Origin of the sequence: Pseudoalteromonas sp. GCY, from assembly GCF_016695175.1 — a bacterium.
In the GTDB taxonomy this organism is placed as follows: Bacteria; Pseudomonadota; Gammaproteobacteria; order Enterobacterales; family Alteromonadaceae; genus Pseudoalteromonas.
In genome coordinates this window covers 3,323,441-3,341,217 of the sequence record NZ_CP068023.1, presented here as the reverse complement: position 1 = coordinate 3,341,217, position 17,777 = coordinate 3,323,441, and the positions used below count along the sequence as shown (strand labels likewise).

13 protein-coding genes and 1 tRNA gene are annotated in these 17,777 nt (G+C 42.4%); 8 read left to right on the top strand and 6 right to left on the bottom strand.

The window, feature by feature from the left end:
* Positions 1-857 precede the first annotated feature (857 nt).
* The 3 genes from JJQ94_RS20290 to rimI all read left to right on the top strand — a co-directional run bounded on the left by JJQ94_RS20290 (position 858) and on the right by rimI (position 1,731).
* A tRNA-Trp gene (locus tag JJQ94_RS20290) sits at positions 858-934 on the top strand.
* A gap of 64 nt (positions 935-998) precedes the next feature.
* Entirely contained in the window at positions 999-1,295 is a 297-nt protein-coding gene (locus tag JJQ94_RS20285) for a hypothetical protein (RefSeq protein WP_099030475.1), read from the top strand.
* The gene (gene rimI / locus JJQ94_RS20280; protein ID WP_099030476.1) at positions 1,285-1,731 is read left to right on the top strand and encodes a ribosomal protein S18-alanine N-acetyltransferase; all 447 of its coding nucleotides are present in this window, start codon (positions 1,285-1,287) and stop codon (positions 1,729-1,731) included. Before JJQ94_RS20285 ends, rimI begins: the two co-directional genes overlap by 11 nt.
* Here rimI and JJQ94_RS20275 read toward each other — a convergent pair.
* From JJQ94_RS20275 to JJQ94_RS20265, 3 genes are all read right to left on the bottom strand, one after another.
* The gene (locus JJQ94_RS20275) at positions 1,723-4,404 is read right to left on the bottom strand and encodes an ATP-binding protein (RefSeq protein WP_099030477.1); all 2,682 of its coding nucleotides are present in this window, start codon (positions 4,402-4,404) and stop codon (positions 1,723-1,725) included. The genes rimI and JJQ94_RS20275 overlap by 9 nt on opposite strands.
* Before the next feature lie 184 nt (positions 4,405-4,588).
* Entirely contained in the window at positions 4,589-7,513 is a 2,925-nt protein-coding gene (locus tag JJQ94_RS20270; protein WP_099030478.1) for a TonB-dependent receptor domain-containing protein, read from the bottom strand.
* 464 nt (positions 7,514-7,977) lie between these two features.
* On the bottom strand, positions 7,978-9,078 hold the full coding sequence (locus JJQ94_RS20265; RefSeq protein ID WP_099030479.1) for a tRNA nucleotidyltransferase: 1,101 nt from the start codon (positions 9,076-9,078) through the stop codon (positions 7,978-7,980).
* Between the two features lie 90 nt (positions 9,079-9,168).
* Here JJQ94_RS20265 and JJQ94_RS20260 point away from each other — a divergent pair, with 90 nt between their 5' ends.
* Positions 9,169-10,083, top strand: coding sequence for an ExeA family protein (locus JJQ94_RS20260; RefSeq protein ID WP_099030480.1), 915 nt, complete (start codon positions 9,169-9,171; stop codon positions 10,081-10,083).
* Positions 10,084-10,091: 8 nt separating this feature from the next.
* Positions 10,092-11,069, top strand: a complete 978-nt coding sequence (locus tag JJQ94_RS20255; protein WP_099030481.1) for a general secretion pathway protein GspB — start codon at positions 10,092-10,094, stop codon at positions 11,067-11,069.
* 2 nt (positions 11,070-11,071) lie between these two features.
* Here JJQ94_RS20255 and JJQ94_RS20250 read toward each other — a convergent pair whose 3' ends face one another.
* Positions 11,072-12,283 carry an HD-GYP domain-containing protein gene (locus JJQ94_RS20250; RefSeq protein WP_099030482.1) on the bottom strand — a complete coding sequence of 404 codons (1,212 nt, stop codon included), beginning with the start codon at positions 12,281-12,283 and terminating at the stop codon, positions 11,072-11,074.
* A gap of 128 nt (positions 12,284-12,411) precedes the next feature.
* On the opposite strand from JJQ94_RS20250, the gene JJQ94_RS20245 reads away from it, so the two are divergent.
* Positions 12,412-13,725 carry a M20 metallopeptidase family protein gene (locus tag JJQ94_RS20245; protein WP_099030483.1) on the top strand — a complete coding sequence of 438 codons (1,314 nt, stop codon included), beginning with the start codon at positions 12,412-12,414 and terminating at the stop codon, positions 13,723-13,725.
* Between the two features lie 61 nt (positions 13,726-13,786).
* Here JJQ94_RS20245 and JJQ94_RS20240 read toward each other — a convergent pair whose 3' ends face one another.
* Entirely contained in the window at positions 13,787-15,127 is a 1,341-nt protein-coding gene (locus JJQ94_RS20240) for a peptidoglycan DD-metalloendopeptidase family protein (protein WP_099030484.1), read from the bottom strand.
* Positions 15,128-15,278: 151 nt separating this feature from the next.
* On the opposite strand from JJQ94_RS20240, the gene tyrS reads away from it, so the two are divergent.
* The gene (gene tyrS, locus JJQ94_RS20235) at positions 15,279-16,478 is read left to right on the top strand and encodes a tyrosine--tRNA ligase (RefSeq protein WP_017216498.1); all 1,200 of its coding nucleotides are present in this window, start codon (positions 15,279-15,281) and stop codon (positions 16,476-16,478) included.
* Between the two features lie 286 nt (positions 16,479-16,764).
* The gene (locus JJQ94_RS20230; protein ID WP_099030485.1) at positions 16,765-17,013 is read left to right on the top strand and encodes a DUF1289 domain-containing protein; all 249 of its coding nucleotides are present in this window, start codon (positions 16,765-16,767) and stop codon (positions 17,011-17,013) included.
* Here the strand turns inward: JJQ94_RS20230 and JJQ94_RS20225 are convergent.
* The gene (locus JJQ94_RS20225; protein WP_236596527.1) at positions 16,997-17,686 is read right to left on the bottom strand and encodes a transporter substrate-binding domain-containing protein; all 690 of its coding nucleotides are present in this window, start codon (positions 17,684-17,686) and stop codon (positions 16,997-16,999) included. The two genes, JJQ94_RS20230 and JJQ94_RS20225, sit on opposite strands and share 17 nt — an antisense overlap.
* Positions 17,687-17,777 lie beyond the last annotated feature (91 nt).

Here is a 17,777-nt window from a genome sequence, read left to right as displayed (position 1 = left end):
TTTTCCTGACTATACGAGAAACTTGTAAATGGACAGCCGAAAATAGATAAGGAGAAGATCTGCTTTTCGCTCGATTGAGACCTTAACTCTAACTCATTTTGGGGCAAAAGCGTATTTTGGGTTTTAGCAACAAGAGTCAGTACCGCTTACACTGACCCGATATTGAGGTAGAGTTACTTGCTCGAGGATTTACTCGGCTTTAGGCCTGGAGTGTTTCCAGGAGTTTTTTTGTTGTCACGTCGACGTTGATCTGGCTTGCCTGTTGATTTGGCAATTGGTTTTGGTCCTGGTTTCAAACCCATGATTTGATCCTTTTATTTAACGAGGTTATTCCTCGTTGTGTGATCTTTGAGCAGTATTGATGGTTTTCAAGGTGTGTATGAAAAACAATAAGAAAATATCCTCTAAGTTCTCTGCTGGTAACTCACGTTTTGACAAACCACTTAAAATGTATGGTGACCAGTTGGAGGCACAAGATGGATAGAATTACCTCGGGTCCGAGAATGTTTACTACCGAAGAGATACAAGAGCTTCGTCGTGATATACAAGAATCTTCGGCCTAGGCCAAAGCTGAACTAAAACGCCGACGATCAGCAAAAAATCAAAAAATTCTGCGCATGGTATAGGTGATGGTATCGAGAATAGCTAGCTTTCTAACTAGCTGCTATGTCGATATATTTTCTTCTTGTTGATCTTCGAGTGGGAATAATGGCTCTAAAATGAGTTAGCATCCGCTTAAGAAAAGGGCGAATATGATAAATATTCGCCATTTTGCTTGTTTTAGAAGCAGTTGAATCAAAAAAGTGATTTTTTCACTTTACCTTTCAAAAAAGCGCTTTATAATGCGTCGACATTGCAGGGGCGTAGTTCCAATTGGTAGAACAGCGGTCTCCAAAACCGATGGTTGCGGGTTCGAGTCCTGCCGCCCCTGCCACTTCTTATTTTGCACTTCGCATTTTTTCAAAGTAAACTCCCTTAAAAAATTAAACTGCTTAGCCATGAATCCGATTTACGCAGATATTCTTGATATTGTACCTCTAAAGCTAAATTCTACATTTGCACATCTTGACCCTAACGCTGTTGTTGCTACCGCTGCGAATGAGCTTCAGCAAGTAGATTTACCGACTGTTTTGTTGCAGGACTTTGAATTGGTCATGGGTAAAAAAATTGAGGTTGTCATGGGCAACACGATTGCACTTGAGAATAATCAATTAAGTTTACCGAGTGCTCAACTAAGTACGGCTCAAAAGCGTGAGTTGTGGCAATTAATCTGGAGTCAACAAGATGCAAGTTAAGCAAGGTGGTTTACTACAATTTCCACTTAATGAGATTATGCAAGTAGAACAAGCCTGTCATGCTTTTCCTTGGAGTGAGAAAACCATGCAGTCTTGCCTTCACGGTCGTTACTTTAATACGGCTATTGTTGATGGTAATACGCTGGTGGGCTTCTACGTTGCAGAGCGTGCGGGACCAGACTTAACCTTGATGGATATTTGTATTTGTCCTAATTATCAAGGTAAGGGCTACGCGAAGCCATTAATGGAAGATTTGTTAGCGCAAGCGGAGAGCTTGCAAGCAGAAAATATCTTCCTTGAAGTTAGAGCGTCAAACACTGCAGCAATCGCGTTATATCATCGCTATGGTTTTGTCGAAATGGGCTTGAGAAAAAACTACTACCCGAGCACTCATGGCCATGAAGATGCAATGCTAATGGCTTTACCATTAGCCTAAGTGACTATTATCCGTTGGCTGGTCTATTGATAGGGTATAGCGCATAGCCTCAGTGAGCTTAAGCAAATAGTAATGGCGGTTACTGTTTTGTGTTTTTTGCAAACTTGTTTCTAGTTCCCCTGCGGCTTCATGAATATTCATAAAGCCAAAGCAACCCGCGCTGCCTTTGATACTATGTGCTAGTGCCCTCAAAGATTCCCATTCTTGTTTATCGTAAAGCTTTTGCAGCTCAACTAGCTGTGACGGTAGCTTTTCGACATAATTACGACTTATTTGTAAGAACTTTTCGGTTTTTAATAAGGCATCCCATGAAGAGGACTTGTCATTTTGAAGTTCAAGGTACTCTAGTAGCAATTTACCTAGCAATTCTTTATCTATCGGCTTGCCTAGAGTGGCATCACACCCTGCTTTAATATGGTTGTCTATGTCGTGTTTCATTACGTTGGCGGTAAGCGCGATGATTGGTCCATCATAGGCGGCATGTCTGAGCATTTGCGTTGCTTCTTCACCACCCATGACTGGCATTTGCATATCCATTAATATCAGTTGATAGTCTTCAACCAGCGCCATCTCAACCGCTTCAGCACCGTTATTAGCAATATCAGGAACTATGCCCCAGTTAGACAGTAGCAGCGTAATAAGCTCTTGGTTATCGGGGTTGTCTTCCGCAACAAGCACTTTAGCATCAAGCTCTTTTACCGCCGCAATATGGGTTTTACTGTTATCCGGTTGTCTTGGTCGCTCAAGTGCGTTTAGCCAAGAGTAAGAGCGCTCTTTGAAATTACCAGAGACCTCAATAGAAAATAAGCTTCCTGTGCCTTGTTGGCTTTGAACATGCACGTCACCACCAAGCAGTTGTGCTAAATTCTTTGAAATACAGAGTCCAAGCCCTGTGCCACCGAATCGTCGAGTTGTTGTTGTGTCAGCTTGCTCAAAAGGCTTAAATGCGCGCTCTAGCTCATTTTGAGACATGCCAATTCCGGTATCTTTAATGCTAAAGATAAACTTTTCGGATTCAGGCCTAAACTCCACCTTTAAATGAACGCCGCCGTACTCAGTAAATTTCACCGCATTTGTTGCGATGTTAAGCAAGATTTGTTTTAAGCGAGTAATGTCGGTGTAAAGCTTGTCAGGCAAAGGTAGAATAAATTCTGTGGAAAAGTTCAGTAGTTTTTCATTCGTCATCGGCTCAATGATGGATTCAATATCATTGATGAGTGGCATCACCAAGACCTCTGATTCCTCAACATCCAGTTTTTCGGCCTCAATTTTAGAGAGGTCTAAGATATTATTGATAAGTTCTAAAAGGTGTTTAGAGTTTCTTAAAATTGTGTCTAGGTGCTGTTTTGAGGTTGGAGAATTAGGATGCTGTATAAGCTGCTCGGTAAACCCCATAATAGCGGTCAGCGGGGTACGTATCTCATGACTCATGTTAGCTAAAAAGCGACTTTTAAGCTGGTTTGCCTGCTCGGCTTCTACAATAGCAACTTCTAGCTTGCTATTGGTCTCTTCTAATTCTTTGGTTCTGTCTTCAACTTTTTCTTCCAAGTGCTCTTTGTAATCCTCAAGCTCTCGCTGAAAGGTACGAATTTGGCCGATCATATGGTTGAAATCTCGGAAGAGGATGCCAACTTCGTCACTGTTATGCTCTGGTAGCGCCACCATTAGGTCGCCATCTCCAACTCTATGGCTCGCTTCCCCCAGTAATTCTATGGGGTTGAGCAACAGGTTGCGGACCACGATAAAAATCAAAATTGGCAATGTAACGACAGATAGAATAACGATCAATGCTGTGATCAGACTAATGGTTTTACCTGAGCGGTAAAGTAGCGACTTAGGGATCGTTGAAATATAAAAGTAGCCTCCGCTTAGTTGCGCGCTGTAGGTCATCCTTTCCACATTATCAATACTGTGAATAACGGTAGAGTCTAATTGGCCAAGGTCAGCAATATAGCCAATTTCTTCTATTTCACTGGCGCTTAAGTAGTGGCCAATGAGGTTCGTATCTGAGCTGAATAACACTTCACCATCAATGCTCACTAATAGGTTTAGTGTATTATCGTATGGTGCTTCGAGAATACTGGTACTTAAAAGAGAAGGAGAGACTTGTACGACGATATAACCTTGTTGTCTAGGTTGCTTGAGCTCGTAATCTACGCTGTAGATCTGCTGGACAAAATACAGCTGTGTACCTGCACTAGAGGCAACCATAAATTGATGTTGGCGCAAGTTACTTTGCATAATTTGTTTGGCAAAGGGATAAAGGTTTGGTGCTTCACCTAAGTTGCTGGAATAAAATGCGGAGCTTCTGCCATTAGGAGATAAAAGATTGATGCTGATAATATCAGGATACGCTTCACTGTAGCTGGCAAAAACATCCATCAGCGCACCTAAACGCTTGGTTTTTTCCATTCTTTCAAGGTTGGCCGAATTAAGAAAGTCACTTAATACTGGAGAGGTTGAGAGCAGTTTTGTTGTTGACTGGTAGATCTCAATATAATTGAACATCTTCTGCTGTTGTTGTTCAACGAAACGACTAACAATGAGCTTGGCTTGTTTTTGCGTTGAGCTAGTTACATTCGTGAGCGTAAATCCGCCAAGAAACAGCAAGGGTAATATCACAAGCGGGGTGATATACCAAAGGAGTCGAATACTTAACTTGCTTGTTTTCATGGATAACTAGCTGCCTTGCTACACGAAATACTGATGACAAAAAAATTAACATGGGTATTAAATCATAAGCGGGGAGAGGTGAATACTCAAGTTTGTCCAATTGCGTCGAAAATACGATAAAAGGTGGGGACTAAATAAAAAAGCCTCCAAAAAGGAGGCTTTCGAATCATAACTTTACAGCAGATTAGAAGTTATACTTCATACCTAGTGATAGACGACGACCTTTAACATCGAAGAATTCACCGTCATCGTATGTATAAGGTGTACGAGGCGGCTCTCTATCAAATACGTTATTTACACCAACACGTAGTTGTAGATCTTCAACCAAGTTAGTTTTATACATGAAATCTACAGTAGTGTAAGAAGAAACCTCATTGAAGTTGTTATCTTCAGGTGTCCACTCGTTATCTTCAACAGTGCTGTGGCGATAGTTTACTGTTACTACGTATGCAGAATCATCATGCGTGTATAGCGCGCTGAAACGGCCTTTCCAGCGTGGTGCGTCATCCGTTTCACCCATGTAGTTACGGAAGTCTTCCGCACGGCCTGTTGAGTTTTGGTTATCTTCAATCAAATAAGTCGCGGTTAGTTTAAGTGCAAACTCACCGTTTAATGCGTCAAATTTGTATGCAGATTCAAAGTCCATGCCTTTTTTGGTGATTTGTGCAGCGTTAATTGGACGCGAGTAGTAGTTTTCAATTTCACCAGTTTCTTTATTACGGACAAAGTTACCACAGAAAGGATTGTCTAAAGAAGACGCTTCGTAACATAGCTTAATGCTGTCACGACCAAAGTATTCAATTGCACCATCAATTTCAAATGACCAGTAGTCAACCGTTAAGTCTAGGCCTTCAGCAAATTCAGGCGTGTAAATGACACCGATAGTGTAGTCATTAGATACTTCGTTTTTCAGCTCAGTATTACCTTGAATGTAACCAGGTAAGCTACCACCAGATAACCATTCATCAGAAGGCATCCAACCAGCAGCTAGACCAGCAGCTTGACAGTTGTTGATGATGTTATCTCTGTACTTGTAGTCACTGCTTAATTCTGCAATTGAATCTGCGCGACAAATGTCTGCACGGCCTGAGCTGTAAGTTTTAGAGTTTGGAGTAAACAGGTCACCTAGGTTTGGCGCACGTACCGATTTAGAACGGTTTACACGTACACGTAGTTCGTCAGTCACGCCCCAGTTTAGTGCTAGTTTCCAAGCATCGTCACCACCTGTTACAGAGTAATCCATGTAGCGGTATGCACCTTCAAAAGTAAGGTCAGTAGCTAGGAACTCATCCATCAGTAGCGGTACAGAAACCTCTGCTGAGAATTCTTTAACTTCGATTTCGCCATCCATAGGTAGGCTTGAGTTACCTTTAATAAGGCCCTGCTCCATGTTTTCAGATGGACGGATCTTAGCAACTTCACGGCGATGCTCAGCTGTAAACGCTGCACTTACGTAACCTGCAGGTAATTCAAATAATACACCATCAACCGTTGCACCAAATACTGCTTGGTCGTGTCTTGCAAAACGAGTTGCAGTCGTTGAAATATAACCTAGTTGTTCCTGAGTTGCGCTTGTCGCACCCATTGGGTTGAATGGTACACAACCTTCACGTGCACCAGTCACGTTACCGTCCGCATCACGGGTAGCACACACAACTTGACCATTGATTAGTACAGAGTCAATCGCATTAGCTAGATTGTTTTTGTAAACTTCACCAGTCCACAGCGTGTCTTGTTCGATGCGGCCGAATTGGAAGTATGTGCTGTAGCTCCAGTCATCGTTAATGATGCCTTCTGCACCAATTGATGAACGGAACACTTCACGCTCTTGGTTATACTTACGGTCACCCCATAAGTTTTCATTTGCTTGATAAAGTGTTACAGAGCCTAGACCTGCGTCATCCATCACTTTACCCATGGCATCATTTACAAATGCGCTATCGCGACGGATTGTGTGTGAGAAGAATGCAGGGCTACTTTCAGTCGTTGCTTCTGTCTTAGAATAAGTCGCATCAAACGTTAGCGCATGTTCATCATTCAGCTCATATGTACCGTAAAGAGTACCGATCATTCGCTCAAGTGGTGTGCGGAAATAATCTTTATAACCGTGTCTGAAGATAGCATCACCAGGGTTTGCTTCGTCATATGTGTAACGGCCAGCAGCACGCTTTGAAATAGCTGGGTTAGGATCGTCGATTAGACCAAGACCGTAATCGAATGGGCGCATTGTGCCATCTTCATCGAAAGTGAAGTGGTGGTTCTCAAACGCTTCACGTGTCTTTGTTCCTTCCCAAGCAAAGAAGTCACCACGCTCTGAGTAATAGCCAAGCGCTGTTGGGTGATTAAACTCGATATCAGCAGGAATACCGTCACTACCACCTGTATTTGCAGGGTTAGAGATTGATCTCATGCCGCGCTTGAAGAAGTCACGGTCTAGTTTCGCGTAGCTTTCATTTTTGGTGTAGTTTAAAGAGGTAATGAAAGAGAGCTTTTCTAGTTCTTGACCACCTGTAATAGAGAAGAAATATTCCTCACCACCGCTTTGCTCAGGCTTTACCGTAGACACATCAACTTCTACACCATCGAATGACTTTTTAGTGATGATGTTTACAACACCAGCTACAGCGTCAGCACCGTATACTGCTGCTGCACCACCCGTTGCGATTTCTACGCGCTCAATGATAGAGGTAGGGATGTTGTTTAAATCTACAGCAGTGTCACCAACAGAACCAGGCACAAAACGACGACCATTAACTAGTACTAACGTACGCTCTGAACCTAAACCACGTAGGTCAGTTGTATTTAAGCCTGAAGCATAGATATAGCTAGTAGTATTCTCTGGAGATAGGCCAACTGTTGCTTGAGGCATTTCAGCTAAAAGGTCATTTACGTTTGTGATGCCTTGGTTTTCAAGCTCCACACCACCGATAACGGTAACTGGAGTCGGCGAAGTTAGGTTTACACGTTTAATTCGAGAACCTGTAACTTGAATACGCTCTACTGATTTTGCTTCTGTCTGTTCGTTTGCAACAGCTACTGAACTACTTACGGCACCGGCCACTAAAGCAACTTGGATACCCGCGGTAACTAGATTTAACTTCTTCAACATTTTGACCCTTATTTACTTTGTTTATAACGACGGTCAACTCTTTCCATACATTTGAAAGAGGAGATATCGCAATATAGGTGCAGCGTTTTTACCATAAACAATTGTTAAATATGGCTTTTGTCTAAATGTGTATGATGTTTATAAAAGGTGTAATGTGTGATTTTACTGTTCCTGTTTTGGTTTTACTCTTATTAATCATGTGTTTATGGTGCACCTTTGTGTCATCTTTTGTTTACGGTTAGTGAGTGTTTACAAGTGCTGTTATTGTTTTGAAAACAATAAATTTATATTTGATAGAAATGGTATAAGTTTTAGCGGTAATTTTGAGCGTGTTTGTAGCTATATTTGTAATTTTTATGTAGTGTTTGCTGTTCTAAAAATGAGCGTTTGATGTTTTGGAGATCATTTTTGTGGGAACTTTTAAAGATAGGCTGAAAATTAACCTATCTTTTCACGGTAGATGGCTAGTTTTGTATAGCTTTTAGGCGTCTGAGTTTGAGCTGTTCTTGAATAGCCTTTCCTTGATAGCCCATTGCAATGACCTCTTGAACGTCTATGTTGCGAGTTGCTAAAAAGTTCTGTGTAAGTTTGTCACAAAGCACGCGGAAATTATCACTTACCTTGCTACAAATATAACAAAAACGCGCTAATTTCTCAGGTCTGCGCCATGCGTCAATATTTTGTAATATAATAAGCCAATCATCCGGCGTTTTATTTTCCTTGCTCAATAAATCGAGGTTTGTGATGAGCTCTTTGCTGCTTTCTACGTAACTATTAGGTACTTTGAATCGTTTTGCTTGCGCTAACTGAATCAAGCTAGTACCCGAAAAGTAACAGGCAAGGCTGAATTGTGCTAACCCATCTAACTCATCATTTTTTTCAAGTCTAGAGAGTGCATTTTGGAATTTGTCATAGGCTGCTTCATCCCATGTTGGGATATATGGAGCGACATCATCAAGCGCACTGAGCCTCCAAACGGTATGTAGAAAATGCCCCAAACCTTTATCTTGGATTGTCTTTTCTATTTCTAGCCAAATACGCTCTTTGGTTAAGTTTTTTAATTCACCGTTAGCAACCATGGTTTGCATAAGGTGCCAAGTTTCAGCAGCAATGGTGAAGTTGTATTCTTTATAACGAGCTGCAAACCGAGCTACTCGCAGCACCCGGAGTGGATCTTCACTAAAAGCACTGCTGACATGGCGTAAAATTCTGCTTTCTAAATCTTTTTGACCGCCATAAGGGTCGATAAGTGAACCATCATCATCTTTAGCAATTGCATTAACGGTAAGATCTCGGCGAAGTAAATCTTCTTCCAGTGTGATTTCTGGGCCGAAGTCGCAAATAAATCCGGTATATCCTTGACCACTCTTACGCTCAGTGCGCGCAAGTGCGTGCTCATCTTTGGTCGTTGGATGTAAAAACACGGGAAAATCATTACCAACCTGCTGATAACCAAGTTTGCTCATTTGCTCAAGTGTGCTGCCAACGACGACATAATCTCTTTCTTTTATTGGGCGTCCTAGCAGTTCGTCTCTAACTGCACCGCCGACGAGGTAGATTTTCATTTTCTATGTTCCATTTTCTGCGATTCGAGGTTTTATCTTGACCCGGATTTTGCCATTATAGAGCGCATCATAACAATAAAGAGACAAGTCGTGTATTTACGCTATTTTGGGTTAACTGAAAAACCCTTCTCGATTGCTCCAAATCCTGAATTTTTATTCCTTAGCGAACGTCACAAGGAAGCACTTGCACACTTAACCTATGGGTTGGGTGACGCGGGCGGTTTTGTGCTACTGACAGGTGAGGTGGGAACGGGGAAAACCACAGTAACACGCAGCATGTTGGCTCAATTACCTGAATCAACGAAGGTTGCTTTTATACTTAATCCATCACTATCAGAACTTGAACTGCTTGCGACGATTTGTGATGAGCTGGAAATTAACTATGACAGCGACAACGCCACGTTAAAATCGCTTACAGATGTGATTAAGCATAGATTGTTAGAGAACCATCATAGTGGTGGTCATACTATGTTGATCATTGATGAAGCTCAGCATTTAGCACCAGAGGTACTTGAACAGCTTAGGCTACTGACTAATCTGGAAACAGATCATAAAAAATTGCTACAAATTGTATTGGTAGGTCAGCCAGAGCTACAGCATTTGTTACAGCGCAACGAGCTACGTCAATTGGCACAAAGGATCACGGCGCGTTATCACTTGCTACCACTTAGCGAATCGCAAGTGTTTGCTTATATACAGCATCGTCTGCAAAAAGCAGGTTGTCAGCAAGCGTTGTTCCACCACGATGCGGTAGCCTATGTACATCAAGTGACAGCTGGGATCCCAAGATTAATAAACTTGTTGGCCGACAGATGTTTATTAGGTGCTTACTCGGCATCGCAAACTCAGGTAACGAAAGCAATCGCTGTTCAAGCTGCAAAAGAGGCGCTACCCACTAATTTAGTGCCAGTCGCAAGCCAAGAAAAAAATCGCGTGCCTTTATTGTTTACGGCTTGGCTTGGTGTGTTATTTGTTGCAGGCTTTGGCTTGGCAAAATTGGTGTAGAGGGAAACATGTCGTATTTAACAAGTGCAATGAAACAGTCACAACAAGGCGCAGATGCAGAGCAGGATTATTTGAGTCAACGCCAAGACGCCCAACTCATTTTCTATAAAAGACTCGTTACCTATGTCGGTGCGGGCCTCTTGTCTTTGTCTTCACTTGGGGCAGGGTATTATATCGGTAAGATAACGACCCCCGCGGAAGTGCAACCTGCAGTAACGTCTATAGTGGAGCCGAAAAAAGAAGAGCAAGCTGAGCTTTCTACAGATCTTGCGGTGGAGAATAATCAGCAGGTGAAAAAGGCTAATGTTGCTAGTCAAGAAGTGAGTACACCAGCGACTACTTCAGCGACAAACAACACTGTTAATCCTAATCTAGTGGCGCAAACTGCTGAGCCTGAGCAGCATTTCCAGTGGGTGTCTGTGCAAATTGGTGTTGATAACCAAGGCAAGCCTTTATATCAACAACAATTGGTACCGGTAGACTCTGTTAAAGCTGTACCTGCTGTTCCAGCCCCTAAATCGGATGCCATTCAACCTAATCAGGTTACTCAAGACTCATCTCCTGGAGAAATCCAAACGGCTGGTGAATATGCGGGTTATCGCGTATTTGGTGCTAAGCCAAAACCACAAAATGATGAACTTGCCGGGGTATCAGAAGAACTTAAAAAGGCCTTTGCTGAGGCGGTAAAAGAAACGGCACCGCATGAAGAGCCTGAGGTGCTTTCTACGACTAAGGACTCTGCTTCAGCTACGCCCATCGCGCTGCTGCCCGCCCAATTGCAAAATAGTATTCCAAGCTTACGTTATCAAGCGCATATTTATGCTACCGACTCTCATGAGCGGTGGATAAAAATAAACAATAGACCTTTATACGAGGGTGATAGCTTAGGAGCTTTGACCGTTGTAGAAATTACACCAGAACAAACACGTTTTGATTTCGACGGTATTGAATTCAGCCTTGAGGCAATGGAGGACTGGCTGCCTTAATCTCAAGGCAGCATTGAGTGTTTAAAAAACCGGATAAGATCAAGCTTGAATTCTTCAGGCTTGATCGCTGACTCTAGTTCATCGTTTGCTTTTTTCGCACTTAAATCGATATCTTGAACTTCAATGTAATGCATGTGCTTAGCGTGATAAAACACTTTAACTACGGGTTTTAGCGGCGTTTTGGGATTGCTTTGGGCAATAACACCGACCTTACCACTAGTGAGTTTTACTAAAGTGCCCACAGGGTATACGCCAATGCAAGCAATAAACCGGCTTAGTAGTTGTTCGTCAAAATGGTGAGGGCAGCCTTCACGCATTAACTTAAAGGCTTTAATTGGTGTCATGCCTTCTTTATAGACGCGCTCGGCGGTCAATGCGTCATAAACATCCACAATAGCGGCCATTCTGACATGCTGTGGTAGTTCATCCGCAGTTTTGCCATAAGGATACCCTGTGCCATCTAAACGCTCGTGGTGATAGCCTGCTATTTCGCAAGCAACTCGTCCAAGACCTGCATTGAGCAAAATATCAAAGCTGTATTTAGCATGAGACTTCATGATGTGGTACTCATCGAAGCTCAGTTTCCCTGGCTTATGTAAAATATCGTCAGGAATTTCTATCTTACCAATGTCGTGAAGCAGCGCTCCTGTGGTCATCTCTTCAGTTAATTCCCTTGAGTAACCAAGATGTTTACAGAAAATGGCCATTAAGATAGAAACATTAATAGAGTGCTCCAATAAATAGGCGTCTTTTTCTCTGATCCGAGCAATACAGGAAAGCGCATCTTGATTGCGAAATACGGAGTCAATAAAGCCGCTTGCTGTTGCTTTAAAAGCCTCTATTTCTATCGCTTTACCCGCTTTAATATCCGCGAACGCTTTGCTTTGAATTGCTTTTGCTTCGTCGTAAAGTGTCACTGCGTGTTGCATTTCTGCTTCAACACTACACTTGGTCTGCCAAGGATCATGCTCTGGTTTATGCGGCTCTTCTATGTTTTCATCATGAGGAGGTTCATCGTGAGGGTCGTGTTCTGAAAGGCGCTTACTGGGATCGACCGTTACCTCTAAAACACCACTCTTTTGTAGCTTTGTAATGCTTGTTTTAGTCCTCACCCAGCCCTTGGTTTTAATCGCCACTGAGCCTCTTTGCTTTGTCACACCGACAACAAACATACCTGGCTCTAAATCACTGATATTAATATTAATCTCTGGCATGAGGATTCCTTTAGTTGTGTCTTTAAGCGTAGCAAAGCTTGATAAAATAGAAAGGATTAAAATATAAATATGATTGATTTTCCCCCAATAAACCCGCATCCTGAAAGAAACAAAAAGGAGTCTATCTTATGCGCTTATCTCCATTGGCATTAGGCCTCATTGCCACTTTGTCTTGGCATGCAAATGCCGATTTGAAACAACAAGTTGCAGAGTCTATGCCTGAACTTGAATCTTTGTACCTACATTTACATCAAAACCCTGAGCTTTCTTATAAAGAAGAAAAAACAGCAGGGCGTTTGGCGGATGAAATGCGCAGACTTGGTTATGACGTGACTGAAAATGTGGGTGGCTTTGGTGTTGTTGGCATGCTGAAAAATGGTGATGGTCCAACGGTGATGATCCGAGCCGATACCGATGGTTTGCCAATTATTGAAGAAACAGGAAAGTCGTACGCGTCAAAAGTAAAGGTGAAAGATGATGCGGGGAATGTGGTTGGTGTGATGCACGGTTGTGGTCACGACATCCATATGACCAGTTTAATCGGTACAGCAAAACAGCTAATGGCTAACAAGGAAAAGTGGCAAGGTACATTGATGTTAGTTGCTCAACCCGCTGAAGAAGTGGGTGGCGGCGCAAAAGCCATGTTAAAGGAAGGGCTGTATACTCAATTTGCTAAACCCGATCATGTTATTGGTTTGCATGTAAGTGCATCCGTTCCAGCTGGTAAAGTGGCGATTGCCCCAGGTTATGCACTGGCTAATGTTGATTCAGTTGACATCATAGTTAAGGGGAAAGGGGGACATGGGGCCTATCCACATACTACCATCGACCCTGTGGTACTGGCATCTCGGATTGTACTAGGGCTACAGACCATTACATCACGAGAGATTTCTCCGTTAGAACCGTCTGTGATCACAGTAGGCTCCATTCACGGTGGTTCTAAGCACAACATTATTTCAAACGAAGTGAAGCTACAATTGACGCTACGCTCTTATAATCCGGATGTGCGTGAGCAACAAATTGCGGCGATCAAACGCCTGACAGCAGGCATAGCACAAAGTGCAGGATTGGAAGACAGTCTTGTGCCAGAGGTTATCGTTCATGAAAGCGAAAGCATTCCATCTACGTATAATAATCCAGAGTTGGCTGAGTTTTTAACTAGCGCCATTAAGCAGGAAATTGGTGCAGAAAATGTTGAACAATCTCAGCCGGTGATGGCTGGTGAAGATTTCGGCTTATATGGCCGTACTGATGACAATGTACCAATTACAATTTTTTGGCTAGGTGGTGTTAATCAAGCGATATTCGATGCGGCACAAAAAAGCGGTGAGCCTTTACCTTCATTGCATTCTAGTAAATTTGCGCCAGATTATCCTATCGCCATTGCAACAGGAGTAAGAGCGATGACTAATAGTGCACTTGCTTTGTTTAATCAAAAATAAGCTTTATCTAGCATTTTTATCTAACATAGTAAAAAGGTAGCCTCGGCTACCTTTTTAGTTTTTAGTCTTTATTTGCTGCTGCAAGCATTAACTCTCTATTGCGCTCTAGTTTTACCAGCATCGCATCAGCAATGGGTTTGAACTTAGCGAGCTCAGACTGAGGTAATGGCTCAGACTTTGGCAGTTTTACCGTTTTAGGATTTCGGTGTACACCGTTCACCAAAAACTCATAATGAAGGTGAGGACCTGTCACGCGGCCAGTTGAGCCGACAGTACCAATTTTCTGTCCTTGCTTCACTTTTTGACCTGTCTTCACTGCACGTTTATTCAAGTGTAAGTACTTAGTCACATACTTGCTACCGTGCTGAATAAACACATAGTTACCATTGAGTTTATTGTAACCTGACTTGAGTACTTTACCGTTACCAGAGGAAACCACCGGCGTGCCTACGCGTGCCGCATAGTCTATACCATTGTGAGACGATACTCGGCCAGTCACAGGGTGAAGGCGACGCGGATTAAAGCTTGAGCTGATATATTTGAAGTTAACCGGTGCTCTTAAGAAGGCTTTTTTCATGCTACGGCCTTCAGGGGTATAGAACTCGTCATCAGTATGACGAACCGCGCTGTAACGCTCGCCCTGATTGATAAATTCTGCGGCAATAATTTTACCATTACCGATTTCTTCACCGTCTACATAGTGCTTTTCAAACACTAATGCGAAAGAGTCGCCCTTACGAATATCGTTTGCAAAGTCGACATCCCAGCCAAAAATATCGGCGAAGTTCATTATTTGACGTTCGCTAAGACCCGCTGAAATACCAGCACTCCAGAAGCTGGAACTGATCTCGCCACCCGCTGATTTTTCGCGAGTTTCGATTTCTTTGCTTTCGATTTTGGTTTCGTAACTACCCTCGTCGTTTAGGGTGACCAATAAGGTATCCGTTTTTGACAAGATGTATTTTAATTGAGCTAATTCACCACCATCATTGCTAGCAAAGCTAAGCACTTCTCCCGGGTGGATTTTAGTCAGCTTGCGGGTTTCTGCGTTGGTATTGACCAGATTGTGTAACGTTTTGGCAGAATAACCTGCGCGTTTAAAAATCACGGCTAGGCTGTCGCCAGACTTCACTTCGTGGTCTTTAAATTCAAATACAGGTTGTTTAGGGGCAGATTCAGGCGTGATGACTGGCGCTGCATCTAATTCAGTAAGTTGCTCTGTTTTTTCTGATATTTTTACTGGCAACTCGTAACGTTTCCCAACTTCTAAAGCTTTTCCGTCATTGTCTTTTGAAGCGGTTGCTTTTTCAGAGGGGATCAGGGCAATTCCGACCATCGCAGATAGGAAGCCGATGATGAGCACTTTGTGCTTTTTGGGGAGCTTATGAACCACATGAACCATAATGCGCCTTTTCTGCTGTCAAGAATTATTGTAGATAATATTGCAGGATATACGTAATAAACCCGTAATACCAGCGTTTTGTGCATTTAAACTCGGATAAATATAGGCTAGAATCGAGCGATTACAAGTTATAGCTGTTGGAGTGAGAATAGTGGATTTAGAAACTGCATTTGCAGAGATTAGCCGTGGTGCAGAAGAAATTCTGTTGCAAGATGAATTAAAAGAAAAGCTGAAGTCAGGTAAAAAACTACGTATTAAAGCGGGTTTCGATCCAACAGCACCTGATTTGCATTTAGGCCACACAGTGCTAATCAATAAAATGAAAACCTTTCAAGACTTAGGTCATGAGGTGATTTTCTTGATTGGTGATTTCACCGGTATGATTGGCGACCCAACGGGCAAAAATGTAACTCGTAAGCCACTTACTCGTGAAGATGTACTGGCAAATGCAGAAACATACAAAGAACAGGTTTTCAAAATCCTTGATCCTGCCAAAACCACAGTTGCATTCAATTCTGAGTGGATGGAAAAGCTAGGCACCGCCGGTATGATCAAGCTTGCTGCACGTCAAACCGTGGCACGTATGCTTGAGCGCGACGACTTTAAAAAGCGTTATGCAAATGGACAAGCAATCGCAATCCACGAATTCTTATATCCACTGGTTCAAGGTTGGGACTCGGTTGCATTAGAGGCGGATGTTGAGCTTGGTGGTACCGATCAGCGCTTTAACCTATTAATGGGTCGTGAGCTACAAAAAGACGAAGGGCAAAAGCCGCAAACAGTACTGATGATGCCGTTACTTGAAGGCACCGACGGCGTACAGAAAATGTCTAAGTCATTAGGTAATTACATCGGTATTACTGACGCACCAAACGATATGTTTGGTAAAGTGATGTCGATTTCTGATGATTTAATGTGGCGTTACTACGAATTACTAAGTGCGAAAACACTGGATGATATCGCTGCACTTAAAGAAGAAGTTGCGGGCGGCCGTAACCCTCGTGACATTAAGATTGAATTTGCAAAAGAAATGATTGCTCGATTCCACAGTGAAGCTGATGCTGAAGCGGCACATCAAGACTTTATCAAGCGTTTCCAAAAAAATGCCTTACCTGATGAGATCCCTGAAGTCACGGTAACTATTGAGGGTGAAAGCACGTTTATCACTAATTTGCTAAAAGAAGCTGGTTTAGTTGCTAGTACTTCAGAGGCGATGCGCATGATCAAGCAAGGTGCAGTAAAACTTAACGGCGAAGACAAAGTAACGGATACCAAATTAGAAGTTACTAAAGGTTCTTGCGAAATCTACCAAGTAGGTAAGCGTAAGTTTGCGAAAGTAACGGTAAACTAAATTAGTTTGCCTACATCTCATTACTTAAAAAGGCTAGGCTACCGAGTGACTAGCCTTTTTAATTTGAGATATAAAAAGAGTGGTTATCGCTCTTTTTCAAGACAAGTCAATTCCCGCTTCAATTTCGCCAATTCCCAAGCAAACTTTATTCTTAATTAAGCTGCAAAAATCGCCTTCAAACGTTGATTGATTGCAGTTGAATGCAAGTAAGCTAATTAGAATTACACCTTGGCAGAGTTTACCCTAGCCAGTATGCTTAGGTTAGGGTTAATGGTGTAGCGCATACATGGAACAAATTGAGATATTCGAGATCCCAAGTCCGTGTAAGGGGATCTGTCAGGTAAATAATCGCGGTTATTGTAAAGGTTGCTATCGCAGTCGCGAGGAGCGCTTTGAGTGGAATAATTTGAATAACGAGCAAAAGCGTAAAGTTATCTCGTTGTGCCAGCAACGTTATAAAAGGTACCTGCAACGAAAGTCAAAATCAGAGCATATGGATGATCAAAAAGGGGAAAACTTCAAATTTGATATTTAGCTTTAAGCATTTTTATTATTCCCTGTTGCTCAAACTCCTCTAACTTTGCTTTGATAAGTGGAACTAGTTGTTCGTTACGCTTATGTACAAAGTGGAAACTTTCAACGACGGCTAAATTTTTTATCTGCAATGTTTCTTCATTTATGTTCTTTAGATGTGGCTTTAAGTGAAAGTCGAGTATCAATGCGCCTTCAACCTGTTTCTGCATGACTAAGTTAAGCTGTGCCACCGCGCTTTTAACGCCAATAACATAGGCTGTGGTATGGTGTTCAGCCAAATAAGTAGTTGCGACGGGGTAGCCGCTGCGGACCGTTAAGGATTTGATTTCGTTAAGTTCGCAGTGAGCACATAGGGTGAATAACTGTAAATTAAACTGAAATAAGGGATAGTCAATACGGCGCAGGTTTGGATACTCATTCTCCACACTGGCAACTCGAGCTAGCTGTCCGTCTAAGTTTCCTGCGTTGGCTGCAATTAAAGAACCTTTATGATTAAACTCCTCAAGGCGTAACTCTATTCCGAGAGATTGATAAACCATTTCCATCAGCTCTATCACATAGAGCGCTTGTGGAGTTTGCGGTGGTTTATTGAAGCGCATAACTTTCGGCAGTTCATTCGCGGCGTGTGCAACAGTTGAAATAATCATTAGTAAACACAGTAATAAGGCTTTCAATCCAACTCCTTCGGTGGGTCATTCAGCGATTTTTATGCATTTAAGTATACATAATTTTTACAATAAAGGGCACGCTATCGCGCTTTAATCA

Coding starts and splice junctions, on each gene's coding strand:
- JJQ94_RS20265 (WP_099030479.1), bottom strand. CDS start 9,078: ATGAAAATCTACCTCGTCGGCGGTGCAGTTAGAGACGAACTGCTAGGA.
- JJQ94_RS20285 (WP_099030475.1), top strand. CDS start 999: ATGAATCCGATTTACGCAGATATTCTTGATATTGTACCTCTAAAGCTA.
- JJQ94_RS20250 (WP_099030482.1), bottom strand. CDS start 12,283: ATGCCAGAGATTAATATTAATATCAGTGATTTAGAGCCAGGTATGTTT.
- JJQ94_RS20270 (WP_099030478.1), bottom strand. CDS start 7,513: ATGTTGAAGAAGTTAAATCTAGTTACCGCGGGTATCCAAGTTGCTTTA.
- JJQ94_RS20245 (WP_099030483.1), top strand. CDS start 12,412: ATGCGCTTATCTCCATTGGCATTAGGCCTCATTGCCACTTTGTCTTGG.
- JJQ94_RS20275 (WP_099030477.1), bottom strand. CDS start 4,404: ATGAAAACAAGCAAGTTAAGTATTCGACTCCTTTGGTATATCACCCCG.
- JJQ94_RS20255 (WP_099030481.1), top strand. CDS start 10,092: ATGTCGTATTTAACAAGTGCAATGAAACAGTCACAACAAGGCGCAGAT.
- rimI (WP_099030476.1), top strand. CDS start 1,285: ATGCAAGTTAAGCAAGGTGGTTTACTACAATTTCCACTTAATGAGATT.
- JJQ94_RS20230 (WP_099030485.1), top strand. CDS start 16,765: ATGGAACAAATTGAGATATTCGAGATCCCAAGTCCGTGTAAGGGGATC.
- JJQ94_RS20240 (WP_099030484.1), bottom strand. CDS start 15,127: ATGGTTCATGTGGTTCATAAGCTCCCCAAAAAGCACAAAGTGCTCATC.